The sequence below is a fragment of the Paenibacillus sp. VCA1 genome (assembly GCF_031583795.1).
Lineage (GTDB): Bacteria > Bacillota > Bacilli > Paenibacillales > Paenibacillaceae > Paenibacillus_AQ > Paenibacillus_AQ albilobatus.
This window is the reverse complement of record NZ_JAVLSX010000029.1, coordinates 1-17,443: the sequence shown is the minus strand read 5'-3', so window position 1 is coordinate 17,443 and position 17,443 is coordinate 1. Positions and strand designations below refer to the sequence as shown.

The following is a 17,443-nucleotide window of genomic DNA, read 5'->3' as shown; positions in this document are numbered from 1 at the left end:
TGTTTATACCTTCAATCATTTGAGTCGGAAGAAGCGCTCATCACCGGTATTCATGAATACATACGGTTTTACAATTACGACAGGTTCCAAGCAAAACTAAACAACCTTAGTCCTGTGGAGTACCGAATTAAGGCTGCTTAATGACTTCAGTTTTAATACTGTCTACTTGACGGGGGCAAGATCATCCTACTGGCGTCAGCTTCTTTAATTAAGGTTCGACTAACCTTCCAAACTCACTTCGGAATATTTAAGGGCAGAGCCTTTTCTTTTGAGACGCGAAAAAGAGAACCTTTATCAAGGCTCTATAGTACTGGTTCCCTCCTCGAGGTACTGATTTTGTCGCTAGCATGTAGCATTTCTTCGTAGGACATGTTCGAAATCTGTCATTCTTAATCCAGGTATTCCTTTCTCATTTTTCTTGATCAATCAGGAAAAAATAAACCCCTATAACGTTACTTTATATCCCTCATTTGACTCGATCTTTATCCTGTATTCTACAATGCTTAATGGTTGGTCGATATCTCCACTTTTCAAATACACATGCATTCGAATAGCTTCTATTCGCAATTCTTCCTAATAATACTCTTGGTCCTTAGTTTCCCCTTAAATGAACCTCTTTGAATTCATCGAATAACATTCTATGGGGTGTGCTCATATATATAAGGGTGGTTATTTTCCAAACGGGGCAAAGCTTCATTAGGGGGGGGTTACATGAAACTTCTCGTTACCGGCGGAGCCGGATTTATTGGCAGTAATTTCGTTTTATATATGCTTCAGCAGTATCCGGATTACAAGATCATTAATTTGGACTCGTTAACGTATGCGGGGAACCTGGAAAACCTGAAATCGATTGAAAATCATCCGAACTATACGTTCACTAAAACCGATATTACCGACGCCAAGGCAATTGACGCCTTGTTCCAACAAGGCATTGACGTTGTCGTCAACTTTGCTGCCGAATCGCATGTGGATCGCAGTATATTGGATCCGGAAGTGTTTGTGAAAACCAACGTTTTGGGGACGCAAGTGCTGCTGGACGCAGCCAAAAAATACGGCGTGACCAAGTTCGTTCAAGTATCTACGGACGAGGTGTACGGTACTTTAGGGGAAACCGGCTTGTTTACGGAGGAAACGCCTCTAACGCCAAACAGTCCTTATTCTGCGAGCAAAGCGGGCGGAGATCTCCTCGTACGTGCCTACCACGAGACTTTTGGTCTGCCGGTGAACATCACCCGCTGCTCCAACAACTACGGACCGTATCAATTTCCGGAAAAGCTGATTCCGTTGATGATTTCCCGCGCTTTGAACGACCAGGCTCTTCCGATTTACGGAGACGGACTTAACATTCGCGATTGGCTGTACGTGGAAGATCACTGCAGCGCCATTGATCTGGTTATTCAAAAGGGCCGTGTCGGCGAGGTATACAACATTGGAGGCAACAACGAACGGACGAACCTCCACATCGTAAAAACCATTTTGGCAGAGTTGAATAAACCGGAGTCGCTGATTACGTATGTACAGGATCGTCCAGGGCATGATCGCCGTTACGGCATCGATCCGACGAAAATTACGCAAGAGCTTGGGTGGAAACCGAAGCATAATTTCGAAACAGGTATTAAAGAAACGATTCAGTGGTATCTGAACAACAAAGAATGGTGGACTCGGATTCAATCTGGTGAATACCAAGACTATTACGCTAAGCAATACGGGGAACGATTGGGCGATTCCGTATGAGAGTCTTGGTTACCGGAGCCTCTGGGCAATTAGGCAAGGATGTAGTCGCTCTTTTTCAACAAAAAGGGCATGAAGTCATGGGGTGCAGCCGATCCGAATTGGACATTACGAATTTGGAGCAATGCAAGCAAGTGATTAACGAATTCCAGCCAGATTCAATCATCCATTGTGCAGCTTATACTGCAGTGGATGCTGCCGAGACGGATGTAGACGGGGCTTACAAGGTAAATGCAGGCGGCACAAGAAACGTAGCTGTTGCGTCCGAAGAGGTTGGGGCTAAGCTGGTTTACATCAGTACGGATTACGTGTTTAACGGGCATTCCGCGGTCCCTTACCAGGAATACGACAATACGGATCCGAAAAGCGTATACGGTAAATCGAAAAGAGCCGGCGAGGTTCTTACGCAAAGCCTTTCATCCCGCTACTTCATTGTCCGGACATCCTGGGTTTACGGGCTGCATGGAAATAATTTTGTGAAAACGATGCTTTGTCTGGGTCAGGAGAAACCTCAGCTGTCAGTGGTCAATGACCAAAAGGGCTCTCCTACCTACACGGTTGATCTGGCTCATTTTCTTGAAGAATTGATCCACACCGAAAAATACGGCATCTACCATGCCTCCAACAGAGAAGATTGCACTTGGTTTGAATTCACCCAAGCAATTTTTGAGGAAGCCCGGAAACTTGGTTTTAAAATTACGGCGCAGGTTGAGCCATGTACCACCGAGCAGTTTCCGCGTCCGGCTCCAAGACCGGCTAACTCCGTCATGGATCACTTGTCGATTCGTACGAATGGGCTAAATGATCTTAGACCATGGCTGGAAGGCTTAAAGGATTTTTTGAATCAGTTGAAAGAATCGAATAATCAGTAATAAATTCAAAATAATCTCTCGCCAATACCCATTTGGTTGAGAGATTATTTGCTATAATAGAACCAAAATAAAGATTGGAACTCAAGTGATGATAAAAAAAGTTAGCGTACATATAGTTACTTTTAATAGCGAGGAAGACATTCAGGAGTGCCTGAATGCTGTTATAGCCCAGACATATCCAGTCCAACAAATCGTTGTTGTCGATAATCATTCTTCGGACCGGACGTTAGAGAAGGTTTTTTCAATGGGAGAAGACTTACAGGACAAACTGCTGGTTATCCCCAACGAGGAAAACACGGGTTTCGCACCAGGCCACAACCAGGCAATTGCCGCAACGAATAGCGAATACGTGCTTGTGTTAAACCCGGACGTAACGCTAGATCCGCGGTACATAGAAATTCTTGTCGCGTATCTCGAAGCGAATCCCGAGGTTGGCAGCGCCACCGGAAAACTTTTGCTTAAATCGAACCCGGAGGTTGTTGATAGTACCGGTCTGGTTATGAATAAAGCTTGCAGAGCTTTTGACCGCGGGGCAGGGGAACCAGCTTCCTTATGGAGCGAATCCGGCTTAGTTTTTGGGGTCTCTGGGGCAGCGGCGTTTTATTCCAGGAAAATGATCGAAGATATCAGCATCGACGGCGAGTTTTTCGACAACGATTTTTTTGCCTATAAAGAAGATGTCGACGTCGCATGGAGGGCGCATATTTTAGGATGGCAATCATACTATCATGCGGAAGCGATCGGATATCATGCAAGAGGCTGGAAAAAAGGTGGTCGCCATCGGCAGCCCCTTTTCATTCGCAGAGCATCTTATATTAATCGTTACAAAATGCTGTATAAAAACGGGGATTGGCGCCGTTGGTTTCTGAGCTTGTTTCATATGATTCCTTATGAGGTGGCTAGTAACGCATATTTTATATTGAGAGAACCAAAGGTTTTGGGAGCATGGAAGTCTTTCGGAAAGGAATTTAAACGTTTAAAAAGTAAGCGGAAAGCGATTTTAGCCAAAATAGATTCCCGATAAACCTTTAAACCTAGTTTCCCCTCTCATTTCTTCCATATTCCCCCTGCCAATGCTGCCACGATATGCTATAATGGTGTCGAGAGATAGGACGAACGAGAACGTATTTTGTCATATAGTCATCTTTACCCGATAAAAATTTGTCAGGATGTGCTTCACATTGGATTTAAGCATTATCATCGTGAATTACAATACATGTCAGCTTACCACGGACTGTCTTCGCTCGGTGTTTGCCTCGGAGACGGCTTACGAATATGAAGTCATCGTGATCGACAACCATTCCTCGGACGGCTCGGTAGAGTCGATTCGTGAGGAATTTCCAAACGTAACGCTTATCGTGAACAAGGAAAATACCGGTTTTGCCAAAGCCAACAACCAGGGGATGGTTGCGGCGAAGGGCCGGTATGTTTTGCTGCTTAACTCGGATACGGTCGTGCAAAAGGATACGCTGCAGACGATGCTTTCGTTTATGGATGAGCATCCGAAGGTGGGGGCCTCTGGCTGCAAGATCATCTTGCCTGACGGCTCGCTCGACAAAGCCTGCAAACGCGGGTTTCCGACCCCGTCCGCTTCGTTTTATTACGCCTTCGGGTTTTCGAAGCTGTTTCCGGACAAACCGAAGTTCAACCAGTACCAGCTGGGCCATCTTGACCCGGATCAGGAGTACCCCGTGGATTGTTTGGTCGGGGCTTTTATGCTGGTGCGGCGGGAGACGATCGAGCAGATCGGCGGGTTGGACGAAACGTTTTTTATGTACGGCGAGGACATCGACTGGTGTTACCGCATCAAGCAAGCGGGCTGGGACATTCATTATTACCCTAAAACGCAAATCGTCCACTACAAAGGCGGAAGCGCCCGCAGGCGCCCGGTCCGCATCATTTATGAGTTTCACCGGGCGATGATCGTGTTTCACCGCAAGCATTATCGCAAACGGTACAATATTCTGACGAATGCTCTCATATATCTGGGTGTAGGGCTTAAATTCACGCTGGCTCTGCTGAAAAGCAGGCTGGCTCCGTCGGGGCCGGCACCCAAATCTAAAGAAACGAACATGGAGGTGGGCATGTGATCCGCAAAAATCAGGAGTTTTTGACGCAAATGTATATTTTTACGGATTTTGTGTTCATCCAAATTTCTTTTCTTTTAGCCTGGTGGCTGAGGTTCAAAAGCGGATGGATTCCGCACAGCGGTCCCTTACCGATCGAGACGTATGCCATGTGGAGCTTCATTTACGGGGCGATTGCGGTTCTAGCGGGCATGCTGATTTCATTATACTCCCCGAAGCGCAAAAAGCGTTTTGCGGATGAGTTCATCAAAATCATACAGGTGCATGCGATAAGCATTTTCGTGCTGCTCAGCTTGATGTTTTTCGTGAAGGAAGTTAATATTTCTCGCTCCTATTTGGCGATTTATATGGTTTTGCTCGTCATGTTTATCCTGTTTTACCGTTACATACTCAAAGCATCATTGAAAGCCATCCGGGAAAAAGGGTACAACCGCCAGTTCGTGCTGATTATCGGCGCGGGTTCGCTGGGCAAAAGATTTTATCAAAATCTCCGCCAGTATCCGGAAATGGGGTATGAGGTCGTCGGTTTCCTCGACGATTTTCAGCAATGGGATTCGCTTGACGAGAAGCGGTATCGACCGATTTTAGGCACGGTAGACGATCTGGAGAAGGTGCTGGAAGAAACACTGATTGACGAAGTGATTATGGCGCTTCCGCTGGATGCGCACTCGAAGTACCCGAAGATCATCAACCTTTGCGAAAAAGCGGGCGTGCGCACGCTGATCATACCCGACTTTTTCGACTATCTACCGGCAAGGCCGTATTTCGACAATTTTGCGGGGATGCCGATGATCAACGTTCGCGACATTCCGCTCGATTTGGCAGGGAACCGGCTGTTTAAGCGGCTGTTCGATATTGCGTTTTCCTTGTTTGCGATCGTGCTGACTTCACCGCTTATGATTGCGATCGTGATCGGCGTGAAGCTGACGTCGCCGGGTCCGGTTATTTTTAAGCAGGAAAGGGTCGGGCTGAACAGGCGTAATTTCATGATGTACAAATTCCGCTCGATGAAGCAGCTGCCGCCGGGCACCGAAGACACGGGCTGGACGGTCGAAAACGACCCCCGCCGGACGAAGTTCGGTTCATTCCTGCGCAAAACAAGCCTGGATGAGCTGCCGCAGTTTTTTAACGTGTTGTTCGGGCATATGAGCGTGGTCGGCCCGCGGCCGGAACGTCCGTATTTCGTGGATCAGTTCCGCGAGGAAATCCCGAAATACATGGTGAAGCACCATGTCCGTCCGGGCATTACCGGCTGGGCGCAAAGCAACGGATTGCGCGGGGACACCTCCATCGAAGAGCGCATCAACCACGACATTTTTTACATTGAAAACTGGTCTCTTTTATTCGATATCAAAATCATTTTCAAAACGATCCGCAACGGATTCGTGAACAAAAATGCATATTAGATTTTAACCGGACAACCGGGAGAAAAGCGGCGTGGAGACACGTCGTTTTTTTGTGTTTTTACCAAGACGTAGATTAAGAAGAGATAAGGAAAAGGGAAAACCGCAATAAAGAAGAGCAGATCCCTGAGGGGGCATAATCTCTCTCCGTTTAACTCCCCTCGCTTCCGGGTAATCCTCCAATAACGGCGCACCTCATTCAATACATACCCGATGACAAAGGATGTGAACCGATATGCGAAAATGGGTCGCCCTGCTGCTGCTGGCAGCAACCGCCGTGATCCTGTTTTGGACGCCCCGGGGGAACTCGCAGGAATCGACCGGAGGGTTTACGGATTATAAGGTGGTTTCCCATGCGATGGGAGGCATCCGCGATCATGCGTATACGAATTCTTACGAAGCGTTTATCGCCAACTACGAAAAAGGAAACCGGGTGTTCGAAGTGGACCTGCTGCTGACCGAAGACGGCAATCTGGTAGCAAGGCATGAATGGACCCGGGCGATGACGGAACTGCTGCAGCAGGAAGACGAACTCCCGCAGGACCGCCAGGCAGCACGGTTAACATATGAGGAGTTTAAAAAAAGCAAAATTCTCGGGGGGTATGCCCCGCTCGATTGGAACGATATCATGGATTTGATGGAGCGTTTTCCAGACATTTACATCGTGACCGACACAAAGGAGCAGGATCAGGAAGAGATGAAACGCCAGTTTGCGATGTTGGTTCAGTCGGCGGAAGCGCGGGATCCGCTGCTGCTGCAGCGGGTGGTGCCGCAAATTTATAACCGGCCGATGCTGGCCGAGGTGAAGGACATATACGACTTCCCATCCGTTATCTACACGCTGTATGCGACGGAGGATACGGATGAAGAGGTTGTGGACTTCGTTGCGGAACATGACATCGATGCGGTGACGATCCCGGAACAACGCGTGACCCGTTCTTTTTTGTCGAAGCTGAAAGAAGCCGGGGCGGCCGCTTACGTCAACACCGTCAACGAACCCGCGGATGCAAGCAGGTTTAAGCGAATGGGAGCGAACGGCGTGTACTCGGACTTCTTGACGGAAAAAGAGGTCGAATCCGCAAATTGGTTGTATGCGCTGGGAAAATAGAACAAAACGGAAGCTGTAAGTCGTCGGCAAATCGCCGGCGGCTTTTTGCGTTAAAAGAATCTTTGATTCCTGCGGTTCCTCGTAAAGCGTCTGAATCCGAATCGCAGTCATGGCTCGGCTCGCTCTATGGGGCTATTTTGGCCGGCTGGAAATTCCATAAAATTGTTCGCATCCCATGCGAACAAGAAATTGACACTACTCCCGTGCTGACATAGACTAGATTTAAGAGAAAAAGTCGTGGAGGAATGACGTTTGAAGCAGATGATCAAACCATGGAGACATGTTTTTAAGCTGGACCCGGACCGGGAGATTGACGATCAGGCGCTGGAAGCGGTGTGCATGTCCGGAACGGATGCCATCATGATCGGCGGCTCGAGCGGCGTGACGTTCGACAATACGGTCGATTTGCTGTCGCGTGTGCGCCGGTATGAGCTCCCATGCGTGCTTGAGGTGTCCAATCTCGAGATGCTTGTGCCCGGTTTCGATTTGTACATGATTCCGATGGTGATGAATACCGCGGATTCGGCGTGGATTACCGGCCAACATAAGCAGGCCATTGAGGAATACGGCTATATGATTCCGTGGGATCTGCTCGTTCCCGAAGGCTACATTATATTAAACCCGGATTCGGCCGTAGCCCGGCTGACCGGAGCGCAGACCGACCTGGACGCGGACGGAGCGGCTGCTTATGCGCAGGTGGCGGACAAGCTGATGTCCCTGCCGATCGTTTACGTCGAATACAGCGGCAGCTTCGGCGACATGGAAACGGTCCGAAAAATCCACCAGTCGGTTCATGGCGCGAAGGTGTTTTATGGAGGAGGAATCCACGATCCGGAAACCGCCCAGGCCGCTGCGGCCGTCTGCGATACGATCGTCGTCGGCAACGCGGTATATGACGATCTGGCTCAGGCGCTGCTTACCGTCAAGGCCGTGAAGTAGCTTTTGCCGGATTATAACGATATGAAGGAAGGAGCATGCCTGCATGCAACCGATAGATATACATCAAGCGATTCAAAAATTAAATCCGCAGCAGCGGCAGGCCGTCGAAGCGACGGAAGGGCCGCTGCTCATTTTGGCCGGAGCGGGAAGCGGCAAGACCCGGGTGCTGACGCACCGGATTGCTTACTTGATCGCCACGCGCAAAGCGCCGCCATGGGGTATTTTGGCGATCACGTTTACGAACAAGGCAGCACGGGAGATGCAGGAGCGCGTCACCAGGCTTGTCGGCCATGAAGGCCGCGACATTTGGGTATCGACGTTCCACTCGATGTGCGTGCGCATTCTCCGCAAGGATATCGAACGGATCGGCTTTAATTCGAACTTTACGATTTTGGATTCCACAGACCAATTGTCTTTGGTGCGGAACTGCATGAAGGACCTGAACCTGGACACGAAAAAATTCGAGCCGAAAGCCATCCTTTCCCTGATCAGCACCGCCAAGAACGAACTGATTACGCCCGCGCAATACGAGCAAAAGGCGGGGGACTACCTGGAAAGCATCGCGGCCAAGGTTTACACCATGTACCAGCGCCGCCTGAAAAGCAACAACTCGCTGGATTTCGACGACCTGATCATGGCCACGATCCAGCTGTTTAAAGAAGTGCCCGAAGTTCTTGATTTTTATCAGAAAAAGTTCCAATACATCCACGTCGACGAATACCAGGATACGAACCGGGCGCAGTACATGCTGTGCCGGATGCTGGCCGACGGCCATCACCGCATTTGCGTCGTGGGCGACAGCGACCAGTCGATCTACCGCTGGCGCGGTGCGGATATCAGTAACATCCTCAATTTCGAGGAGGATTATCCGGAAGCCCGTACTATTCTGCTCGAGCAGAATTACCGGTCGACGTCCACCATTTTGAACGCGGCCAATGCAGTCATCAAGCAAAACAGCGGACGCAAGTCGAAAAATCTGTGGACCGATAAAGGCGAAGGCGCTAAGATCAAAATCTACAGAGCCGATTCGGAACATGATGAAGGGTATTTCGTGACCTCTGAAATCAGCAATAACGTGAAGCAGGGCAAGTCGTACCAGGATCATGCCATTTTGTACCGCACCAACGCCCAATCCCGGGTGATCGAGGAAATTTTGATCAAATCGGATATTCCGTACCAAATCGTGGGCGGCATCAAGTTCTATGACCGCAAAGAGATTAAGGATATCCTCGCTTATCTGCGCCTGATTTCCAATCCTAATGACGACCTCAGCTTGGCGCGTATCATCAACGTGCCGAAGAGAGGCGTCGGCGACACGTCGGTGGCCAAGCTGACCGCAGCCGCTGCCGAACGCGGCGTATCGATATTCCAGGTGCTTGCGGTCGTGGACGATCTCGGGTTTGCCGGCAAGACGCGCAACGCGCTGGTGGAATTTTACGATATGATCGCCGCGCTGAACCAGATGGTGGAGTATTTGTCCGTCACGGAGCTTACCGAGAAAATGCTGGAGATGAGCGAATACCGCGTCGAGATGCAGCGCGAAAACACGATCGAATCACGGTCGCGCCTCGAGAACATCGACGAGTTTCTGTCCGTTACGATGGAATTCGAAAAAAACAACGAAGACAAGTCGCTGGTTTCCTTCCTGACGGATCTGGCGCTCATTGCCGATATCGATTCGATGAACGACGACGATGAGGACCAATCGGATGCGGTCATTCTTATGACGATGCACAGCGCGAAAGGTTTGGAGTTCCCGATCGTGTTTATCGTCGGCATGGAAGAAGGGGTCTTCCCGCACAGCCGGGCGTTTTTGGACAACGAGGAATTGGAAGAGGAGCGTCGTTTGGCTTATGTCGGCATCACCCGGGCGGAGCAGCAGCTGTACCTGTCCTGCGCGCAGATGCGGACGCTTTTCGGGCGGACGACGGCCAATCAGCCATCGCGTTTCCTGGATGAAATCCCGGAAGAGCTTAAAGAGGAGACCGGTGTAGCCCGCGACCGGTACCGCCGCGGCGGCAACATTGGCGGCTCGTACGGCAGCCGCGGATTCGGCAGCAGCGGCAGCAATTTCGGGCGCAGCAACCAGACCTCATCGCTCAGCGGTTCAACGGCACGGGCCACCGGATCGTCCAGCAAAGTGACGGTGACGACTTCCGCGCCGCAGCCGGCGGCTTCGGGGGACAAATCCGACCTGACGACGCTGAAGGCCGGCGACAAAGTCGCCCACGGCAAATGGGGCACGGGTACGGTCGTGTCGGTCAAAGGCACCGGGAACGATACCGAGCTGCAGATCGCGTTTCCGGCGCCTGTCGGCGTGAAACGATTGCTGGCCGGGTTTGCGCCGATTACGAGAGTGGAAGGCTAGAAGCAGAACTCAACTTCATTAGTTCTGGGCTAGATGCTAGATTAGTGGAGGGGACGGAATTCGATTCTTACGAAGCGGTAGCGTAAAATCAGGAGGCGGGCAGCGATCTGAAGAACGATCCGTACCCGCAGCGGCAACCTTGCATCGATTCACGAACGAATTTCAGAATGAACAGAAATCATTTTATATATGACGGAGGGATGGTCCGCGCATGGATCCGATGTCTACGATGGAGCAGCTCGTCGCCGAGCTGAACAAATTGAATTATCACTATTACACGCTCGACAAGCCGCTGATCAGCGATAAGGAGTACGATGCCTTATACGATCAGCTGGTCGCTTTGGAGAAGGAGAGCGGCGTCGTTTTGCCCGATTCCCCGACCCAACGCGTCGGCGGCGAGCTGCTGAAAGGATTCGTCCAGCATCGTCATTTGGCTCCGCTATGGAGCCTGGACAAGGCGCAAAACGTGGACCAGCTGCGAAGCTGGAACGCGCGCGTCACCAAGCTTGTGGCGGACTATAACAGCAAAAATCCGGACAATCCTTTGCCGCAGCCAAGCTATGCGGTCGAGCTGAAATTCGACGGCCTGACGCTGAACCTGACGTATACGGACGGCAGGCTGGTGCAGGCGGCGACCCGCGGCAACGGCGTCGTTGGCGAGGGCATTTTGGCCCAAGTCAAAACGATCAAATCCGTACCGCTTACCATCCCTTATAAAGACGGCACGATCGAAGTGCAGGGCGAGGGCATCATGAACCTGTCGGTGCTGGAGAAATACAACCAGACGGCGGCGGAACCGCTGAAAAACGCCCGCAACGCCGCAGCCGGCGCGCTCCGCAACCTGAATCCGAAGGTTACGGCCGAGCGCAAGCTCAGCGCGTTTTTTTACAACGTCGGGTACTCCGACGATATCCGCTTTGAAAGCCACAAGGAAATGATGGACTTTTTGCGCGACAATCATTTTAAGGTGAACCCGTATATTTTTTATTTTGAAAACTTCGACGACGTGACCAAGCAGCTGGAAGACATCCAGGAGCGCCGTACGGGGCTCGATTACCTGATTGACGGCGCCGTCGTGAAAATCGTCGATATGCGCACCCGGGAAGCGCTGGGATACACGGACAAATTCCCCCGGTGGGCGGTTGCCTACAAGTTCGAGGCGGAAGAAACAACGACCGTGCTGGAGTCCGTCACCTGGGAAGTAGGACGCACGGGCAAAATCACGCCGGTGGCGCGCGTCGAACCTGTCGAGCTGGCGGGCGTGACGGTGCAGAACTGCACGCTGAACAACATCGGGGACATCGAACGGAAAAACCTGAAGCACGCGCTTGGCACCCGCGTCTTTATCCGCCGCTCGAACGACGTCATCCCGGAGATTTTGGGTAAGGTGACCGAAGAGAGCGACGGCGAAGAGATTGTGTACCCGGAACATTGCCCTGCCTGCGGGTTCCCGCTGGAGCAGCGCGGAGCGCATCTGTTCTGCAACAATCGACTCGACTGCAAGCCGCAAATCATTGGCCGGATCACCCATTTTGCCTCAAGGGATGCGATGGACATCGAAACGTTCAGCGTTATGACGGCAGAGCAGCTGTACAATGAGCTGAACGTTCGCGAGCCTGCGGACCTGTACACGCTGACGTTTGAAGATTTGATCAAGCTGGACCGTTTTGGCGAGAAAAAAGCGAATAACCTGCTGGCAGCGCTGGAGAACAGTAAAGATCGTGACCTCGCTTCGTTCCTGTTTGCTTTGGGTATCCCGAACACCGGCAAATCGACGACCAAAATGCTCGCCGACCATTACCGCGATCTTCATGCAGTGATGAACGCTACCGTGGAAGAACTGATCGCCCTTCCGGACGTGGGCGGCATCGTCGCCGAAAGCATCGTAAGCTTTTTTGCGGATCCGTTCATGAAAACGGGCATCGAAAAGATGCTATCCTTGGGCGTCAAAGCGAAAGCTCCGGAAGCGCCGCAGGTGGTAAGCACCGATTCCTTCTTTAGCGGCAAAACGGTTGTTCTGACCGGAACGCTGCACCAGCTGACCCGCGACGAAGCGGCCAAGAGGCTGGAAGCTTTGGGGGCCAAAGTCACCGGCAGCGTATCCTCGAAGACGGATCTGGTCATTGCGGGCGAAAAAGCCGGCAGTAAACTGACCAAAGCCCAGCAGCTCGGCATTCAGGTCATTGAAGACGAGGATGAGTTCATCCGCCTGCTTAACATGGAAGCATAAAACCTAATACTAACGAAACAAGCAGAAGTCCTGGTTCAGCAATGAATCAGGACTTTTTGGCGTAAAACAAAATCGTCGGTAACGGAATCTCTGCGTGGATAAAGAATATCTGCTAGAAACTGAGCTGAGGTGGTGAAGAACATGAACGTCATGTCGGAACGGCTGATGCATCCCTGGAAGAGAGAACGGCAGATCATGCGTAAACCGATTTTAAGGGAATATTAAGGATTTCTGGCGTGATTTTTAAGAATTGGGCTTTATCCTTTTTATATAAGGCGAAATTTGCCTGTCTGGCAAGGAGGGATTGAAGTGGCAAATAAATGGCTGACGGTTCGCGCCGGTTATTTGTATTTTTTTATCGGGAGCATGCTTCTTAGCAGCATTTTTCTTTTTATTGTACATAAGGCGTTTCGAATTCTGTATTCCCATTATGCTTCCGACCGGGGTGCGTTCGTGGTCCGTTTATCCCATTGGTTGATCAATCACGTAGGTAAAACGCCGATATTCGTGTTTTTGTTTTTGGCGGTGTTTATTTCGATCTTTATGCTGAGGTCGCAAAAAACGGCCGATGACGTTAAAGCGCTGCTGAAGGCCGCGGAAGACCTGGCATGCCGGGGTTCGTTTAAGGAGCTGGAAGTATCGTCGGTTGGGGAGTTGAGGGTGCTGGCCGGACATTTGCGCAGCTTGAACGAGTCCTCGGGTTCTTTCCGGCAAAAGAGAGTCTTGGCGGAAAACAATGAACATGAACACACGGTTCAAAAGCTTGAGAACGAAGACGTCATGGCGCTCATTTTAAGGATGAAGTCCTTGCTGCGCCTTATCGAGGAAGCCGACAACGGCGAAGGCAAACCGGAGCATACGGAGCGTGTAAACGTAAAAGCACTCAAGCAGGAAGCGCTCGGAATGGAAAGGCTTTTGGAAAGCCTGATGGTCGTGTCATGATCGGATTTCACGTTATAGCAAAAAAGAAGCTGCTGAAGGTTGGTTATTCCGCGTTTGATTTGGCGGTCATAGGTACGTTGCTGGCGCTTGCCGGTTTATTTTATGTCTATGTTTATGGGCAGACTATCGTGTCCCGCCATCCGGAGAAGCTGGTTATGCAGGAATCGAGCATCGTTTTGGCCTCCGACGGCACCACGTTAAGGAAGATTCCGCTGCCTGAATCGGGTTACAGAAAGACGGCGAAGCTCGAGGAAATGCCGAAGCTGCTCGTCGATACTTTTTTGGCTGTCGAGGACCGCCGTTTTTATCTTCACCAAGGATTGGACTATAAGGGAATCGGGCGCGCGTTGCTGAACAATACCCTTCAGATGCGGGTTTCCGAAGGAGGGAGCAGCATCACGCAGCAGCTTGCGCGGAATCTTTATTTAAACCGGGAGCAGACTTTGCTGCGCAAGCTGAACGAGGCATCGATCGCGCTTGCGTTGGAGAAGCGTTTGTCCAAACGCGACATTTTGGAGATGTACCTGAATCAGATTTATATGGGAGAAGGGCAATACGGGGTAAAGGCGGCGGCCGAGCATTATTTTGGCATCACGAATTTGAAGGATCTTGATATTATGCAGATTGCTTCTCTGGCTGCCATCCCAAAAGGTCCGTCCATCTATCATCCGGGCGATCCTGACGGGTTCTCGGTTAAAAGGAGGGGGCTTGTCCTGAGCGTTATGCGGCAGCAGGGGTTGATTACGCAGAAGGAAATGGCGACAGCGCTGCAGCAGGAGTACCATCCCCCGGCGACGGTCAAGGAAAAGCGAATCGGCGCCTCGTATATCGATGCGGCTTTGGAGGAAGCGGCGAGGGTGACCGGCAAGTCGAAGGAGGAGCTGCAAACCGGAGGGTATACGATCGTGACCGGCCTCAATACGGGTGCGCAGCAGGCTTTGGAAGAGACGTTTTCGAATCCGGATTTGTTTCCGCCAAACGGAAAAGATCAGCAGGTGGAGGCAGCCATGGCCATCATCGATCACCGGACCGGCGAGGTCGTCGCATTGACCGGCGGAAGGAATCCCGCCCCGGGCCGCCTGAACAGGGCCGTTGCCGATGCGCGGCAGCCGGGTTCCGCTTTCAAGCCCATCATCGACTACGGACCGGCGTTGGAGAGCGGCATGTTTACGCCGGAGAGCCTGCTCCCGGACCGCAAAGCCGCTTACGGCAGTTATCGGCCGGAGAATTTGAACGGGGTTTACCGGGGCCAAGTGACGATGAAAACGGCTTTGCAGCAGTCCATCAATGCTCCTGCCGTTTGGCTGCTCAAGCAGGTGGGCATTTCGAAGGCGACGGCGTTTGCCGCAAAACTGGGGATCGAGCTGCCGAAAGAGGACCGGAATTTGTCTATTGCCCTCGGAGGTCTGCATGCCGGGATTTCTCCTTTGAAAATGGCGCAGGCGTACAATGTGTTTGCCAGCGGCGGCGTTTTTCGCGAGGCTCATATGGTGCGCCTGATCAAGGACTCGAAAGGAAAAGTGGTGTACGAATACGTTCCCCGTCAGCGCCAAGCGATTTCGCCGGCAACGGCGGAACGCATGACCGCGATGCTGCGCAGCGTGGTGTACGAAGGAACAGGCAAAAAGGCGCGGCTGAATCGCCCCGTAGCGGGCAAAACCGGCACCACTCAGCTGGATCTCCCTGGAGTCAGCCGAAAAGCCAACCGGGATCTCTGGTTCGTCGGTTATACGTCCGAATGGACGGCGGCGGTATGGATGGGTTTTGACCGAACGGACCAAAATAATTACATGACCGAGGGAAGCGGGAAAGCGGCCGCTTTGTTTGCGGCAGTCATGAGAAAAGCCTTCAAGGAGTAGGTCGGGGCGAATGTTTCTCGGTCCGCGACGATTGCGGGAACACGCCCCATTTGTAGATAAAAGGGCATTCGGCCGAGTTAGGCTATGTTCGTTTTGCCCCGGGGAGCCATGCGTCTTTATCGTATCCGCGAGCTTCCCAATACCCTACGTGATCTCCGGCGATCAGTTCGATCCGGTTCAGCCATTTTACGGACTTATAGGTATACATTTGGGGGACGATCAGCCTGACCGGTCCGCCAAGCTCGCTTGGAATCGGTTTGCCGTCAAGCAGGACGGCGATCATGATGTCTTTCATTCGGGCTTGTTCCATCGTCAAGGAATCGGTGTATTCGCCGTCTCCCGAGTAGAATTTGACCGTTTTGGCCGAGGGCTGGACATGGGCTTGCTCAAGGAGTTGATGGAGTGGGATGCCCTCCCACGTGTTATTGTAGACGGACCAGCCGGTAACGCAGTGAAAATCACTGACCTGAACGGTGCGGGAAAGCTTAACAAACTCATCCCAGTTCCATTTCAGCGCATGATCCACGAGTCCGTCCACCGTAAAGGACCAGTTGGTGTTGTCGAATGTCGGAATGGGTGTGACGGTATAGATCCGGAAGCTTCCTTTGGAGCCGCCGCCAATCGGAGGAAGGGAGTCCGCCGCCGGCTGGGGAGCAGGGATCAGGTCGTTTCGGTCCTTTTGAACAAGATCATCGATGTTGGCGTCGGAGCTGAGGCTTGAGGACAGCCATTTCACGAAGGAGGGACCAAGGGCAACCGTAAGTCCCAAGCCGATCGCTGAACGCAAAAATGCTCTGCGCGTATACAGCGGCTCGGCGTCCGTACGGGATGTTTCCTGTTTTTTGGGGTTATCCGTACGAACCGTCCGACGATGGGGTTCTTTTAGCCACTGGGTCCGGGTAAGAGAATGGTAGACGATGTAAGGAAGGCCGATCCAGGTGAAGGCGTCGTGAACCGTCAACGCGGCATTGGACCATGCCGGACCGAAAAAACGGAATTGCCATAGCACGAGTCCCGAGAGAAACCAGGCGGCCAGGATGCCAATAACGATTACGACATTCCACTTCTGGGCAGGTCGTCCCTTGAGCAAGCTCCAATGCCTTCCGGCAAGCAGCAAATAATAAAACACGGGCAGCAGCAGCGCCAAACCTACGCCGGTATGAAGCCATTTCAGCCATACTCTGCCGGCGCCGAGCCACTCTCTCCAGACGCCCCATGGCAAAATCAACCCGCTGAAAGCCAGAAAAGCGACCATCCATGCATTCCAGCGGTGGACGGCGGCCAGCTTTCTGCCGACGCCTTTTCGAATGTTACGCAGCCAATCGTTCATTGTCATCCCCCGCAATCGGTTTTGATCAAAGTTATAAAAGCGGCTATTATAGAAGAATTCGAACCATAAACATCGGGCAAGGCAAATGGGAGGTTTCACTATTAAATAAGCTATTAATCATACAAGAAAATATTAACATATTTAAATTTCAAAAAAACAGTTGCATTATACACGTTATCCATGATATATTATTTCTTGCCGCTGATGCGGTGAGCTTTCAAAAAGAAAAAACACTCTTAAAAAAGTGTTGACTTGGTTGAAAGAAAATGATATAATAAAATCCTGTTCCGATGAGAAAGATGTCGAAAAGAGCAGAAACAAGTTCCTTGAAAACTGAACAAATAGATGATGTTTTAAATGAGGATTTATTTCTCGTCAGATTCAAAATGAGCTAAGAGCTCTTTCGAAGATGTGGATTGAAAATGATCGACTCAGCCGAGTTTGACCCATTTTCAATCGTCGGTCGAACGAAGTTCGACCTTTCTTGGAGAGTTTGATCCTGGCTCAGGACGAACGCTGGCGGCGTGCCTAATACATGCAAGTCGAGCGGACCTTAGCGATCTTCGGATCGCTC

13 protein-coding genes and 1 rRNA gene are annotated in these 17,443 nt (G+C 51.3%); 13 read left to right on the top strand and 1 reads right to left on the bottom strand.

What is annotated here, in order from left to right; genetic code table 11:
* The 12 genes from RJP21_RS30870 to RJP21_RS30815 all read left to right on the top strand — a co-directional run.
* Positions 1 to 141, top strand: a 141-nt coding sequence (locus RJP21_RS30870; protein WP_310862597.1) for an IS3 family transposase, incomplete at its 5' end; no start/stop codon positions are given.
* Positions 142 to 711: 570 nt separating this feature from the next.
* Positions 712 to 1,734 (top strand): dTDP-glucose 4,6-dehydratase, encoded by a 1,023-nt coding sequence (gene rfbB / locus RJP21_RS30865; protein WP_310862596.1) that lies wholly within the window; start codon positions 712 to 714, stop codon positions 1,732 to 1,734.
* Positions 1,731 to 2,603 carry a dTDP-4-dehydrorhamnose reductase gene (gene rfbD / locus RJP21_RS30860; protein ID WP_310862595.1) on the top strand — a complete coding sequence of 291 codons (873 nt, stop codon included), beginning with the start codon at positions 1,731 to 1,733 and terminating at the stop codon, positions 2,601 to 2,603. The genes rfbB and rfbD overlap by 4 nt, the downstream gene beginning before the upstream one ends.
* A gap of 88 nt (positions 2,604 to 2,691) precedes the next feature.
* Positions 2,692 to 3,627 (top strand): glycosyltransferase family 2 protein, encoded by a 936-nt coding sequence (locus tag RJP21_RS30855; protein WP_310862594.1) that lies wholly within the window; start codon positions 2,692 to 2,694, stop codon positions 3,625 to 3,627.
* 157 nt (positions 3,628 to 3,784) lie between these two features.
* Positions 3,785 to 4,693, top strand: coding sequence for a glycosyltransferase family 2 protein (locus tag RJP21_RS30850; protein ID WP_310862593.1), 909 nt, complete (start codon positions 3,785 to 3,787; stop codon positions 4,691 to 4,693).
* The gene (locus RJP21_RS30845) at positions 4,690 to 6,096 is read left to right on the top strand and encodes an undecaprenyl-phosphate glucose phosphotransferase (RefSeq protein WP_310862592.1); all 1,407 of its coding nucleotides are present in this window, start codon (positions 4,690 to 4,692) and stop codon (positions 6,094 to 6,096) included. The genes RJP21_RS30850 and RJP21_RS30845 overlap by 4 nt, the downstream gene beginning before the upstream one ends.
* Before the next feature lie 232 nt (positions 6,097 to 6,328).
* Positions 6,329 to 7,201 (top strand): phosphatidylinositol-specific phospholipase C/glycerophosphodiester phosphodiesterase family protein, encoded by an 873-nt coding sequence (locus tag RJP21_RS30840; protein ID WP_310862591.1) that lies wholly within the window; start codon positions 6,329 to 6,331, stop codon positions 7,199 to 7,201.
* 261 nt (positions 7,202 to 7,462) lie between these two features.
* Positions 7,463 to 8,140: a heptaprenylglyceryl phosphate synthase gene (gene pcrB / locus RJP21_RS30835; RefSeq protein WP_397386310.1), complete on the top strand. Its 678-nt coding sequence runs from the start codon at positions 7,463 to 7,465 to the stop codon at positions 8,138 to 8,140.
* A 43-nt stretch (positions 8,141 to 8,183) separates the two neighbouring features.
* The gene (gene pcrA / locus RJP21_RS30830) at positions 8,184 to 10,508 is read left to right on the top strand and encodes a DNA helicase PcrA (protein WP_310862589.1); all 2,325 of its coding nucleotides are present in this window, start codon (positions 8,184 to 8,186) and stop codon (positions 10,506 to 10,508) included.
* A gap of 211 nt (positions 10,509 to 10,719) precedes the next feature.
* Complete coding sequence (gene ligA / locus RJP21_RS30825; protein ID WP_310862588.1) at positions 10,720 to 12,738, top strand: NAD-dependent DNA ligase LigA; 2,019 nt, start codon at positions 10,720 to 10,722, stop codon at positions 12,736 to 12,738.
* Positions 12,739 to 13,047: 309 nt separating this feature from the next.
* Positions 13,048 to 13,680 carry a hypothetical protein gene (locus tag RJP21_RS30820; protein ID WP_310862587.1) on the top strand — a complete coding sequence of 211 codons (633 nt, stop codon included), beginning with the start codon at positions 13,048 to 13,050 and terminating at the stop codon, positions 13,678 to 13,680.
* Positions 13,677 to 15,539 carry a transglycosylase domain-containing protein gene (locus RJP21_RS30815; RefSeq protein ID WP_310862586.1) on the top strand — a complete coding sequence of 621 codons (1,863 nt, stop codon included), beginning with the start codon at positions 13,677 to 13,679 and terminating at the stop codon, positions 15,537 to 15,539. The genes RJP21_RS30820 and RJP21_RS30815 overlap by 4 nt, the downstream gene beginning before the upstream one ends.
* A gap of 82 nt (positions 15,540 to 15,621) precedes the next feature.
* On the opposite strand, the gene RJP21_RS30810 is transcribed toward RJP21_RS30815, so the two are convergent.
* Positions 15,622 to 16,869 carry a molybdopterin-dependent oxidoreductase gene (locus RJP21_RS30810; RefSeq protein WP_310862585.1) on the bottom strand — a complete coding sequence of 416 codons (1,248 nt, stop codon included), beginning with the start codon at positions 16,867 to 16,869 and terminating at the stop codon, positions 15,622 to 15,624.
* 481 nt (positions 16,870 to 17,350) lie between these two features.
* Between RJP21_RS30810 and RJP21_RS30805 the strand changes: the two genes are divergently transcribed.
* A 16S ribosomal RNA gene (locus tag RJP21_RS30805) occupies positions 17,351 to 17,443 on the top strand; the annotation flags it as partial.

What these genes read in the sequence shown, in the direction of transcription:
- RJP21_RS30855 (WP_310862594.1), top strand. Translation starts at nt 2,692, where the DNA reads ATGATAAAAAAAGTTAGCGTACATATAGTTACTTTTAATAGCGAGGAA.
- rfbB (WP_310862596.1), top strand. Translation starts at nt 712, where the DNA reads ATGAAACTTCTCGTTACCGGCGGAGCCGGATTTATTGGCAGTAATTTC.
- RJP21_RS30815 (WP_310862586.1), top strand. Translation starts at nt 13,677, where the DNA reads ATGATCGGATTTCACGTTATAGCAAAAAAGAAGCTGCTGAAGGTTGGT.
- rfbD (WP_310862595.1), top strand. Translation starts at nt 1,731, where the DNA reads ATGAGAGTCTTGGTTACCGGAGCCTCTGGGCAATTAGGCAAGGATGTA.
- RJP21_RS30840 (WP_310862591.1), top strand. Translation starts at nt 6,329, where the DNA reads ATGCGAAAATGGGTCGCCCTGCTGCTGCTGGCAGCAACCGCCGTGATC.
- RJP21_RS30810 (WP_310862585.1), bottom strand. Translation starts at nt 16,869, where the DNA reads ATGAACGATTGGCTGCGTAACATTCGAAAAGGCGTCGGCAGAAAGCTG.
- ligA (WP_310862588.1), top strand. Translation starts at nt 10,720, where the DNA reads ATGGATCCGATGTCTACGATGGAGCAGCTCGTCGCCGAGCTGAACAAA.
- pcrA (WP_310862589.1), top strand. Translation starts at nt 8,184, where the DNA reads ATGCAACCGATAGATATACATCAAGCGATTCAAAAATTAAATCCGCAG.
- pcrB (WP_397386310.1), top strand. Translation starts at nt 7,463, where the DNA reads ATGATCAAACCATGGAGACATGTTTTTAAGCTGGACCCGGACCGGGAG.